This is a genomic window from Streptomyces bungoensis (genome assembly GCF_001514215.1).
Classification (GTDB): Bacteria; Actinomycetota; Actinomycetes; order Streptomycetales; family Streptomycetaceae; genus Streptomyces; species Streptomyces bungoensis.
On record NZ_KQ948881.1, the window covers coordinates 51,870 to 63,824 of the forward strand.

At 76.8% G+C, this 11,955-nt stretch carries 2 protein-coding genes and 1 pseudogene; 1 reads left to right on the forward strand and 2 read right to left on the reverse strand.

The genetic code is table 11. The features are described 5' to 3' along the window. Positions 1 to 286: 286 nt before the first annotated feature. Positions 287 to 3,076 carry an AAA family ATPase gene (locus AQJ66_RS35145; RefSeq protein WP_079060599.1) on the forward strand — a complete coding sequence of 930 codons (2,790 nt, stop codon included), beginning with the start codon at positions 287 to 289 and terminating at the stop codon, positions 3,074 to 3,076. A gap of 23 nt (positions 3,077 to 3,099) precedes the next feature. Here the strand turns inward: AQJ66_RS35145 and AQJ66_RS35150 are convergent, their stop codons facing one another. After that, entirely contained in the window at positions 3,100 to 4,155 is a 1,056-nt protein-coding gene (locus AQJ66_RS35150; protein ID WP_244163025.1) for a Gfo/Idh/MocA family protein, read from the reverse strand. Continuing rightward, a pseudogene (locus tag AQJ66_RS35155) lies at positions 4,152 to 11,948 on the reverse strand (SDR family NAD(P)-dependent oxidoreductase); the annotation flags it as partial. The pseudogene AQJ66_RS35155 and the gene AQJ66_RS35150, both read right to left, overlap by 4 nt. Between the last annotated feature and the right edge of the window lie 7 nt (positions 11,949 to 11,955).

Genomic DNA, 11,955 nt, shown 5'->3' on the forward strand with positions numbered 1-11,955 from the left:
GCCGGCCGGGTGTCCGGCCGGCGGCGCTCGGCTCGTCCCGCAGTGTGGACCGGGCGGAGGCCCCGGCGAATCCGTCAACCGACTGCACCCCGAGGCGTGAGGCCGGCTCAGTCACTCCCGGCGGGCCGCGGTCCCGCACCGGGCGCCGGGCCGTCGGCGCACTCCTCGGAGAAGCCCTTTTCAGGAGATTCCTTAGAGGCGTCGTACGACGCGCGGACGGCGACCGTGGGCGGGGCTAGCGTCCTGCGCTGTCGGACGCCGCACTAGCGAGACCAGGGAGGCGCTCTTGACCAGTCCGCCGCCACCGTCGGGCGGCCCCCTCGTGGGCCGCACCTCCGAGGCCGCCCGCATACGGCGGTTCGCCGGTCCCCCTGGAGAGGGCGGCCCCGTGCTGGTGGTGACCGGTGATCCGGGAATCGGCAAGAGCGCCCTCGTCGGCCGCGAGGCGGGCGCCCTGCGCGAGGCCGGGTTCCGGATACTGCGGGCGGAGGGCTGCGAGACGGAACGGGAGCTGGCCTTCGCCGGGCTCCACCAGCTGCTGCGGCCGGTGCTGACGCAGGCGCAGATGCTGCCGGACCGGCAGCGGGACGCGCTGCTCAGCGCCTTCGGCATCACCGCCGGACCCGGCGAGCCCGACCCGCTGGTCCTCCGGGTCGCGGTGCTGACGCTGCTGTCCCACGAGGCGCGGTCGCGTCCGGTGCTGCTCGTCGTGGACGACGCCCAGTGGCTGGACGGCGATTCCCTGGACGTGCTCGCCTTCGTGGCCAGGAGGCTGGAGGGCGAGCGGATCTCGGTGCTGGGCGTGGTCCGCGGCGGCTCCGCGCCGCCCGCGTTCGCGATGGGGCGTCCGGTGCTGGAGCTGGGGCCGCTCGACGCGGACGCGGCGGGCCTGCTCCTGGACGCGCAGCCGCACCGGCCCGGCGGCCCCCTGCGGGCGCGCATCCTGCACGAGGCGGCGGGCAACCCGCTGGCGTTGATCGAGTTCGCCCGCGCCGAGGGCGGTCCGGCACCGTGGCCGGTGGAGCCGCTGCCGCTGACCGAACGGCTGGAGCAGTGCTTCACCGGCCGGCTGGACGCCCTGCCGCCGGCCACCCGGCAGGCCCTGCTGCTGGCGGCGACGGACGAGGACGCCGTGGCCGGGCTCCCGCCGCAGGTCTGGCGGCCGGCCGAGCGGGCGGGCCTGATCTGTGTCCGCGACGACACCGTACGGTTCCGGCATCCGCTGATCCGCTCCGCCGTCTACCAGGCGGCGCCGCTCACCCAGCGCCGGGCGGCGCACCGCCGGTGTGCCGCGACCCTGCGCGACGCCCCGGACCGGCGGGCCTGGCACCTGGCGGCGGGCGGCACCGGGCCGAGCGAGGCCACGGCGCGGGAGATCGAGCGCAGCGCCCGGGAGACCGGGAAGCGCGGCGGTTTCGCCTCAGCGGCGCTGGCGCTGCAGCGGGCCGCCGACCTCAGCCCGGACCGGCACGAACGCGCCCGCAGGCTGACGCTGGCCGCACGGCTGGCCGTACCGACCGGGCAGACGGCCTGGGTCGAGGAGCTGACGGACCGGGTGCGGACGCTGTCCGAGGATCCCGTGCTGCTCGCCCTCGCCACCCTGTACCGGGGGCAGGCCCTCGCCCTCACCCCGCGCCGCGGCGCCGCCTACCCGCTGCTGACCCGCACCGCGCGGGAACTGGCGCCGCACCACCCGGGCAAGGCGCTGCAAGCTCTCGCGACCGCCGCGCTGATCTGCTACTACCAGGGGGATGCCGGACGGCGCGACGAACTGCGCGGCGAGTTCTTCCGGCTGGGCGGGCGCATCGGCCGGCGTCCCGAGCCCGATCTCGCCTCGCTGTGGATCCGCACGGCGACCGATCCGTGCTCGGACCGGGCCGGACTGCTCGCCGGTGTGCGGCGGCTGGCGGGGATGGACGCGGCCGGGCCGGAGCTGACGGCGGCCACGGCCACGCTGGCCTGGCTGTTGGACGAGACCGGACTGGCCATGGGCCTGTTCGACAAGGTGGGCGGGTCCGCGTCGACGCCGTCGCCGCTGCCCGAGGGGCTGCGCTGCGTCGAGGGCTGGGTGTGCCTGGACCACGGCCGGTGGGACCGGGCCGCGGCCGTCGCCGCGGCCTCCGCGCGGGCGGCGGCGGAGAGCGATCCGCCGTACACGGCGGCGGCACCGCCGGCCCTCGACGCCGCGGTGCTCGCGCTGCGGGGCGAGACGGGCGCGGCGCGCGCCGCGGCTCTGCGGGCGCTGGACGCCGTCGCCGCGCCCGAGAACCGCTTCGTGGCGGTCCGGGCCCGGTGGGCGCTGGGGATGGCGGCCATGGCGGACGGCGATCACGCGGCCGCGTTCGACCAGTTCCGCGAGATGTTCACGGCCGGCGGCGACGAGGTCCACTATCGCGAGTCCCGGTACGGTCTGGCCGATCTGGCCGCCGCCGCCGTGCGCGTCGGACGGCACGAGGGCGCCCGCGGGATCGTGGACCGGCTCGCGGACCGGATGGCGGACGCCTCACCCCGCCAGCGGGCGCTGCTCTCGCGCGCCAGGGCGCTGCTGGCGGACGGGGACGGGGCGGAGCGTCACTTCCGGGCCGCCCTCGACGAACCGTCCACCGGGGAAAGGCCGTTCAGCCACGCCCAGACACAGCTGGAGTACGGCGAATGGCTGCGCCGGCGGCTGCGGTCCGGCCGGGCGCGGCCCCTGCTGACCGCCGCGCTGGAGACGTTCGTACGGCTCGGCGCCGAGCCGTGGGCCGGGCGCGCGCGGGCCGAGCTGCGGGCCGCCGGCATCCGGCAGAGCGCGGGCGTCCCGGAGCGACTGCCCGCCCTCACGCCCCAGCAGAGGCAGATCGTCCGGCTGGCCGCCCGCGGGCTGACCAACCGCGAGATCGGCGCCCGGCTCCAGCTCTCCCCGCGTACGGTCGGCTCGCACCTGTACCGGAGCTTCCCGAAGCTGGGGGTCACCGCGCGCTCCCAGCTCCGGGACGTCATCGACGGGCGCCCGGCCGTGGCCGGGAGGTTCGCCCTGGTCGAGGGGGGCAGCGGGGAGGAGAGCGGCAGCGCCCCGCAGCAGCATTCCGCCTGACCGGCGCCGCCGCGACGGCCCGGTCAGCGGGCCGCTCGGCGGCTTCCTCCCGCGGGGTGCGCGGCCGCCGCGTCGCGCACCGCGTCCACCAGCTCCGCCTGCCGCAGGATGTCCTCCCCGGGTCCGGCGAAGTCGCCCCCGTCGAGCACCGTGCGGGCGAACGCCGCGACCAGGGAGGCGAACTGGTGCCCGGCGGGGAGGGTCCGTTCCTCCACGACGTCCTGGCGCGCCAGGCGCAGGACGGGCCGCAGGCCCGGCGGTGCCGTGAACGCCCGGTCGAGGCTGATGCTCCCCTCGCTGCCCCAGAGAGTGCAGCCGCACCGGTACGACCGGTCGAAGCCGAACGTCAACTGCCCGGTCCGCCCGGCCGGATCGGCGACGAGCGCCGCCCCGGCCACGTCCACCCCGGTGCCGGAGTCGATCCGCAGCACCGCCCCGCGGACCTCGACGCGCGGCCCCAGGTACAGGGTGGCCGCGCGCAGCGTGTACACGCCCGCGTCGAGCAGCGCGCCGCCGCCCAGTGCCGGGTCGTTGCGGATGTCGCCTGCGGGCAGCGGCGGGAAGGCGAACTCGGCGGTGAGGTGCCGGGGTTCGCCGATGGCTCCCGCCTCGACGAGGGAGCGTACGGCGTCGTGCTGACCGTGGTGGAGGAACGCGAAGTTCTCCATCAGCAGCAGGCCGGCCTGCCGGGCGGCGGCGACCAGTTCCGCCGCCTGCGCCCGGTCGGCGACGGCCGGTTTCTCGGTCAGGACGTGCTTGCCCGCCGCCAGCGCGCGGGCCACCCACTCGGCGTGCAGGGCGGGCGGCAGGGGCAGGTACACGGCGTCGATGTCGTCGCGGGCCAGCAGTGCGGCGTAGCCGGTGACCGCCTCGCAGCCGAACCGCGCGGCGACGGCCTCGGCCTTGTCCCGGCTGCGGCTGGCCACGGCCACCAGCCGCACCGACGGCTCGGCCGCCAGCGCGGGCATGGTGGTGCGCTGGGCGATGGCGGCGCAGCCGACCACTCCGACGTTCAGCACCCGGTCCGACACGGTCTCGCTCTCCTCCGCTTGGTGGTTGTGGACGCGGCGGCCGGTCACGCCGACCCGAACTGCTGGTCGATGAAGTCGAACAGGTCGTCGTCGGTGGCCGTCTCCAGGTGTTCCTCGACCGCCACGGCCGTGTCCGGCCGCTCCCCGGTGCCGCCGGTCGGGGCCGTTGCGTCGAGGCGGGTCAGCAGCCCGCGCAGCCGGCCGGTCAGTGCGGAGCGGACCGGCTCGTCCCCGGCGATCTCGTCGAGCACGCTCTCCAGCCGTTCCAGCCCGGCCAGGACCGGTTGCAGGGACGCGGCGGCTCCCGGTGCGGTCTCCGCCCGCAGGTGCCCGGCCAGGCCGATGGGCGTCGGGTAGTCGAACAGCAGGGTGGCGGGCAGCCGCAGCCCGGTGGCGGTGCTGAGCCGGTTGCGCAGTTCCACGGCGGTCAGCGAGTCGAAACCCATCTCCAGGAAGCCGCGTTCGGGGTCCACGGCGTCGGAGTCGGCGTAGCCGAGCACCGCCGCCGCGTGGTCGCGGACGACGTCCACCAGGGCCGCCAGACGGGCCTCGGGGTCGAGGCTCGCGAGCCTGTCACGCAGACGCCCGTGGGAGGCGGTGGCGTCGCCGGCGGGGCGGCGGCCGGGGGCGGGCCGGACGAGGGACCGCAGCAGGGGCGGGACCTCTCCGTCCGGGGTTCGCAGCGCGGCCGTGTCGAACCGGGCCGGGACCAGCACCGTCCGGCCGGCGGCGACGGCGGCGTCGAACAGGTCGAGAGCCTGTTCGGACGGCATCGGCACGACTCCGCCCCGCGCCATGCGCAGCAGGTCGGCCTCGTCCAGCTTGCCGGTCATCGCCGACCGCTGCTCCCACAGGCCCCAGGCCAGCGACTGGGCGGGCAGGCCCTCGGCCCGCCGCTGCCGGGCGAAGGCGTCCAGGAAGGCGTTGGCGGCCGCGTAGTTGCCCTGTCCCGAGCCGCCGAAGATGCCGGCCAGCGACGAGTACAGCACGAAGGCGCGCAGTTCCACGTCCCGGGTCAGCTCGTGCAGGTGCAGGGCGGTGTCGACCTTGGCGGCGAGTACGGTGTCGAGGCGTTCCGGGGTGAGGGAGCCGATGACGCCGTCGTCCAGGACGCCCGCCGTGTGCACCACGGCGGTCAGGGGATGCGCGGCGGGAACCTCGGCGAGCAGGGCGGCCAGCGCCTGCCGGTCGGAGGTGTCGCAGGCGACCAGTTCGGCGCGGGCGCCGAGCGCGGTCAGCTCCTCGACGAGGTCCCGGGCGCCCGGCGCGTCCGGGCCGCGCCGGGCGGCGAGCAGCAGGTGACGGGCACCGTGCCGGGTGACGAGGTGCCGGGCGATCAGGCCGCCCAGCGCACCCGTGGCACCGGTGACCAGTACGGTGCCGTCCGGGTCGAGCAGGGGCCCCGTGGTGCCGTCCACGGTGTGCGGCAGGCGCATCCTGACCAGTCGCGGCACCCGCAGCTCGGCCTTGCGCAGCGCCAGTTGGGGTTCGCCGTGGCCGAGCGCGGCGGGCAGTGCCCGGTACGACTCCTCGGTGGCGTCCCAGTCGAGCAGCACGAACCGGCCCGGGTTCTCGGACTGCGCGGTGCGCACCAGGCCCCATACGGCCGCGGCCGCCGGGTCGGGCACCCGGTCGCCGTCGTGCACGCTCATGGCGTGCCGGGTGACCAGCACCAGCGGGGTGGCGTCGAACGTGTCCTCGGCGAGCCAGTCCTGCAGCAGCCGCAGCACGTTCCCGGTCGCGCGGCGCACCGCACCGGCCGGGTCGCACTCGTCCGGGTGCCCGGCCCCGTCGTTCCGGAGGCCGGGTACGACGGCCAGCACCGTGCGGGGTGCGGGCAGTTCGCCAGTGGCGACGGCGCGGGCGAGGGCGGCCGGGTCGCGGTAGTGGGCGGCGGCCGGTCCGGCGGCGGCCAGGGCGGCGCCGAGGGCGGGGTCGGCGTCGCCGTTCAGGACGGCCCAGCCGTTCAGGACGGCCCAGCCGCCCAGGGCGGCGCGGGCCGCTGCCGGGGCCGGGGTGACCCACTCCAGCTCGTACAGGTGGCGGGCGGCGGCGCGCCGGTCCTCGAGGCGGCCGGCGTCGGGCAGCGGCCGCAGCGTCAGGCCGGCCACCGCGGCGACGGGCCGCCCGGACGGATCGGTGATCCGCAGGGTCACCGCGTCGGGCCCGGCCGGACGCAGGTGCACCCGCAGGGCGGCGGCTCCGGGGGTGTGCAGGTGCACGCCCGTCCAGCTGAAGGGCATGACGGCGGTCCCGGCCGCGCCGGTGAGGCCGACGGTCTGCAGCGCGGCGTCCAGCAGCGCCGGGTGGAGCCAGTAACGGGCGGCGTCGGCGGCCACCTCGGTGGGCGGCTCGATCTCGGCGTACACGTCCCCGCCGAGCTTCCACGCGGCGGTCAGGCCCTGGAACGCGGGGCCGTAGGCGAAGCCACCCGCGGCGAAGCGGTCGTACAGACCGTCCAGGGTGACCGGTTCGGCCCCCTGCGGCGGCCACGCCTCGACCGGGACGTCGTCGGCCGGTGCGGTGGCCGGGGTGAGCCGGCCGACGGCGTGCCGGGTCCAGGGCTCGTCGTCCTCGGCCTGGTCCGGACGGGAGTGCACCGTGACCTCGCGCACGCCCTCCGCACCCGGTTCTCCGACGGTGACCTGGAGGTGGACGGCGCCCTGCTCCGGCAGGACGAGGGGTGCCTCCAGGGTGAGTTCGTCGACGGTCCGGGCGCCGACCCGGTCGGCGGCCAGCAGGGCCAGTTCCAGGAAGGCGGTGCCGGGCATGAGGGCCGTACCGGACACCGCGTGGTCGGCGAGCCAGGGGTGGCCGCCGAGCGACAGCCGCCCGGTGAGCAGGTAGCCGGCACCGCCGGCGAGTGCCGTGCCCGCGGCGAGCAGCGGGTGGTCGCCGGCCGCGAGTCCGGCCGCGGCGAGGTCGGGTGCGGCCGGTTCCGCGTCGAGCCAGTAGCGGGCCCGCTGGAAGGCGTACGTCGGCAGCTCGACCCGGCGCGCCGGGCGGCCGGCGAAGTAGGCGGCCCAGTCGGGGCCGGCGCCGTGCACGTGCAGGGCGGCCAGTGCGGTGACGACGGACGTCCGCTCGGAGCGGTCGCGGCGCAGCAGCGGGGTGACGACCGCGGCCCCCGGGTCGGTGAGGCAGTCGCGGGTCATGGCGGTGAGCACCCCGTCGGGGCCGAGTTCGACGTACGCGGTCACGTCCTGGCGTTCCAGGGTGGCGAGGACGTCGGCGAAGCGCACCGTGTCCCGTACGTGCCGCACCCAGTAGCCGGCGTCCTCCAGTTCACCGGGGCCGGCGAGGGCCCCGGTGAGGTCGCAGACGAGGGGTATCGCCGGGGCCGCGTAGGCGATGTCCCGGGCGACGGCGGCGAACGGGGCCTGCACCGGTTCCATGCGCGGCGAGTGGAAGGCGTGCGACACGGTCAGCCGCTTGGTGCGCAGCCCTGCCCCCCGCCACGCCTCGGCCAGTTCCTGCACCGCCTCCTCGTCACCGGAGACGACCACGGACGCCGGGCCGTTCACGGCCGCGACGGCCACCCGGTCCTCGTACGTGCGCAGGGCTTCGGCGACGTCCGCCTCGCCCGCCTGGACGGACAGCATCGCCCCGCCGTCCGGCAGGCGCTGCATCAGCCGGCCGCGGGCGGCGACCAGGCGGCAGGCGTCGGCGAGGCCGAACACCCCGGCCACGTGGGCGGCGGCGAGCTCGCCGACGGAGTGGCCGGCGACGGCGTCGGGGCGCAGCCCCCAGTGCTCCAGCAGCCGGAACTGGGCGACTTCCAGGGCGAACAGGCCGGCCTGGGTGTAGTCGGTGCGGTTCAGCAGCGCGGCGTCCGAGGTGCCGGCGGGGGCGAACAGCACGTCCTTCAGAGGCCGTTCCAGTTCCCGGTCCAGTTCGGCGCAGACCGCGTCGAGCGCGTCGGCGAACACCGGGTGGGCGTCGTAAAGTTCGCGGCCCATGCCGGGGCGCTGGCTGCCCTGGCCGCTGAAGAGGAACGCGGTGCGGCCGGTCCGGCGCCGCACCCCGCGCAGCAGTCCGGCGGCCTCCCGGCCGTCGGCCAGCGCCCGTACGCCGGCCACCAGTTCGTCCCGGTCGCTGCCGACGACGGCGGCCCGGTGATCGAACGCGGTCCGGCCCAGGGCCAGGGCATGGGCGACGTCGGCCGGGGCCGCGTCGTCCTGCCGCCCGGGGTCCTCCAGCCGGTCCAGCAGGCGGGCGGCCTGGGCGCGCAGCGCGTCGGCGGTCCGGCCGGAGAGCACCCAGGGGACAACGTCGGCGGCGGCCTGCGGTGGTGAGGCCACCGCCCGGGTCCCGGCGACGACCGCCGAGGCGGGCGTCCGCGTGCCGGGGTCGTCGGCGCCGGTGTCCTCCGGGTCCCCGGCGGGCGGCTCCTGGAGGATGACGTGGGCGTTCGTTCCGCTGATGCCGAACGCCGACACACCGGCGCGGCGCGGCCGGCCGGCACGCGGCCACGCGGTGGGCTCCGTCAGCAGCGACACCGCCCCCTCGGTCCAGTCGATCCGCGTCGACGGCCGGTCGGCGTGCAGCGTGCGCGGCAGCAGCCCGTGCCGCATCGCCAGGACCATCTTGATGACACCGCCGACGCCGGCGGCGGCCTGCGTGTGCCCGATGTTGGACTTGAGGGCGCCGAGCAGCAGCGGCCGGTCCGCGGGCCGGTCCTGCCCGTACGTCGCCATGAGGGCCTGCGCCTCGATGGGATCGCCCAGCCGGGTGCCGGTGCCGTGCGCCTCGACGGCGTCCACGTCGGCCGGGGACAGCCGGGCGGCGTCCAGCGCCTGCCGGATGACCCGCTGCTGCGCGGGACCGCTCGGCGCGGTGAGGCCGTTGCTGGCGCCGTCCTGGTTGACCGCGGAACCGGCGAGCACCGCGAGGACCGGGTGGCCGTTGCGGCGGGCGTCGGACAGCCGTTCCAGGAGCAGCATGCCGACGCCCTCGGCCCAGCCGGCGCCGTCGGCGTCGTCGGAGAACGCCTTGCAGCGGCCGTCCGCGGACAGGGCCCGCTGCCTGCTGAACTCGATGAACGTGTCCAGTGAGGAGATGACCGTGACGCCGCCGGCCAGCGCCATGGTGCACTCCCCGGTGCGCAGCGCCTGGGCGGCCATGTGCAGGGCGACCAGGGACGAGGAGCAGGCCGTGTCGACGGTGACGGCCGGGCCCTCCAGTCCGAAGGTGTAGGAGATGCGCCCGGACGCCACGCTGCCGGCGCTGCCGGTGGCCAGGTAGCCCTCGAAGTCCTTGGGCGCCTGCTGCACCCGGGAGCCGTAGTCGTGGTAGTTGGAGCCGACGAACACCCCGGTGCGGCTGCCGCGCAGCACGGCCGGGTCGAGGCCGGCCCGCTCGAACGCCTCCCACGACGTCTCCAGCAGCAGCCGCTGCTGGGGGTCGACGGCCAGCGCCTCGCGCGGGCTCATGCCGAAGAACTCCGGGTCGAAGTGGTGGGCGTCGTACAGGAATCCGCCGCCGCGGGCGTAGAAGGTGCCCGGCCGGTCGGGGTCGGGGTCGTAGCCGCCCGTCAGGTCCCAGCCGCGGTCCTGCGGGAAGGCCGACACCGCGTCGCCGCCCCGCACCAGCAGTCGCCACAGCTCCTCGGGGCTGCTCGCGCCACCCGGGTACCGGCAGCTCATGGCGACGATCACCACCGGGTCGTCGTCGGTCGCCGCCGGGCCGGCCCCGGCCGTCGGAGCGGGCTCCGCGGCCGCGGGCGCCGCGCCGAACAGGTCCTGGTGGAGTCGGCCGGCGAGCGCGGTGGCCGTGGGATGGTCGAAGACGAGCGTCACCGGCAGCCGCAGACCGGTCGCCTCGGCGATGGTGTTGCGCAGCGCCACCGCGGTGAGCGAGTCGAAGCCGAGGTCGCGGAACGCCCGGTGCTCGTCGACCTCCTCCGGGCCGGAGTACCCGAGCGCCCCCGCGGCCAACGTGCGCACCAACGCCAGGAGTTCGCGCCGCCGCTCGTCGGACGGCAGCACGGAGAGCCGCGCCGTGAGCGCGTTGCCGTCACCCCCGGCGCTCCCGGCCGTCCGCCGGGCCGCGGTGGCCGCCTGCACCTCCGGCAGGCCGGCGAGCGCACGGGCGGGCCGGTCGGAGTGGGCGAACGCGTATGTCTCCCACCGTACGTCGGCCACCGCCAGCACGGGTTCGCCGCCGAGGACGGCCTGTTCGAGCGCGGTCAGCGCCGCTTCCGGGTCCATGGCGGGCATGCCCGAGCGGGCCAGCCGCTCACCCGTCTCCCCGGCGGCCAGGCCGCCGCCGCCCCATGCTCCCCACGCGATCGACGTCGCCGGCAGGCCGTCGGCGTGCCGGTGGTGGGCGAGGGCGTCGAGGAAGGCGTTCGCGGCGGCGTAGCTGCCCTGTCCCGGTCCGCCCAGCGTGCCCGCCAGCGAGGAGAACAGCACGAAGGCGGTGAGTCCCAGGTCCCGGGTCAGCTCGTGCAGGTGCCACGCGGCAGCGGTCTTGGGCCGCAGCACGGTCTCGGCGCGCTCGGGCGTGAGCCCGTCGAGCACGCCGTCGTCCAGCACGCCGGCCGCGTGGACGACCGCGGTGAGCGGCTGGTCCTCGGGTACGGCGGCCAGAAGCGCGGCGAGCTGCTCGCGGTCGGCCACGTCGCACGCCGCCATCGTGACGCGGGCGCCGAGCCCGGTCAGTTCCGCCCGCAGTTCCGCCGCGCCGGGGGCGTCCGGTCCCCGGCGTCCCACCAGCAGCAGGTGCGCGGCGCCGTTGCGGGCCAGCCGGCGCGCGACCTGTGCGCCCACCCCTCCGGTGCCGCCGGTCACGAGCACGGTGCCATCCGGCTTCCACTCCGCGGGTCCGGCTTCCGACCGCTCGGCCCGGACCAGCCGACGCGCGAACAGACCGGAGCCGCGTACCGCCACCTGGTCCTCGCCCGCCGCGCCCGACAGCGCGGTCACGAGCCGGGTGCCGGCACGCTCGTCCAGCTCCCGCGGCAGGTCCACCAGCCCACCGAAGCGCTGCGGGTACTCCAGCGCCGCGATACGGCCGAGGCCCCACGCCCGCGCCTGGAACGGCGCGGTCAGCCGGTCGGCGCGCCCGGTCGACACGGCACCCCGGGTACCGATCCACAGCGGCGCGGTCACCCGGGCGTCGCCCAGCGCCTGGAGCAGGGCGGTGTTGAGGGCGAGCCCGTGGTCCAGAGCGCTGCCGGCCGCGTACGGCGACTCCTCCAGCGCCAGCAGGGACAGGATCCCGGTCGCCGGCGCGGGGCCGCCCTCACCGCCGAGGGCTTCGCCGAGCAGGGCGGCGAGCTGGGTCCGGTCGGCGCCGGCCGGTACACCGAGAGTCAGCACGTCGGCGCCGTGGCGGGTCAGGGCGTCGGCGACGGAGGCGGTCAGGCCGGTGCCGGCCTGCTCCCCCGCCACCACCAGCAGCCACCTGCCCCCAAGCACCACCGGCCCGACGTCCCGCCCGACCGGCTTCCACACCACCTTGTACCGCCAGCCGTCCACCGCCGACCGCGCCACCTCACCCCGACGCCAACTCGACAACACCGGCAACACCCCGGCCAACGGCGCACTGTCGACCAACCCGAGCGTCCCGGCAAGACCCTCCAGATCCTCCCGCTCGACCGCCTCCCAGAACCGGCCATCCACCCGCGAACCAGACGACGGCACCACGGGCAGGCTCTTCTCCAACCAGTACCGGCGGTGCTGGAAGGCGTACGTCGGCAACGCCACCACCCGGCCGCCCTGCCCGGCCTGCACCCGTGTCCACTCCACCGGAACACCGCGCACCCAGGCCTCGGCCAGGGAGGTCAGGAACCGGTCCGCACCACCCTGATCACGCCGCAGACTGCCGACGACCACCGCGTCCGGA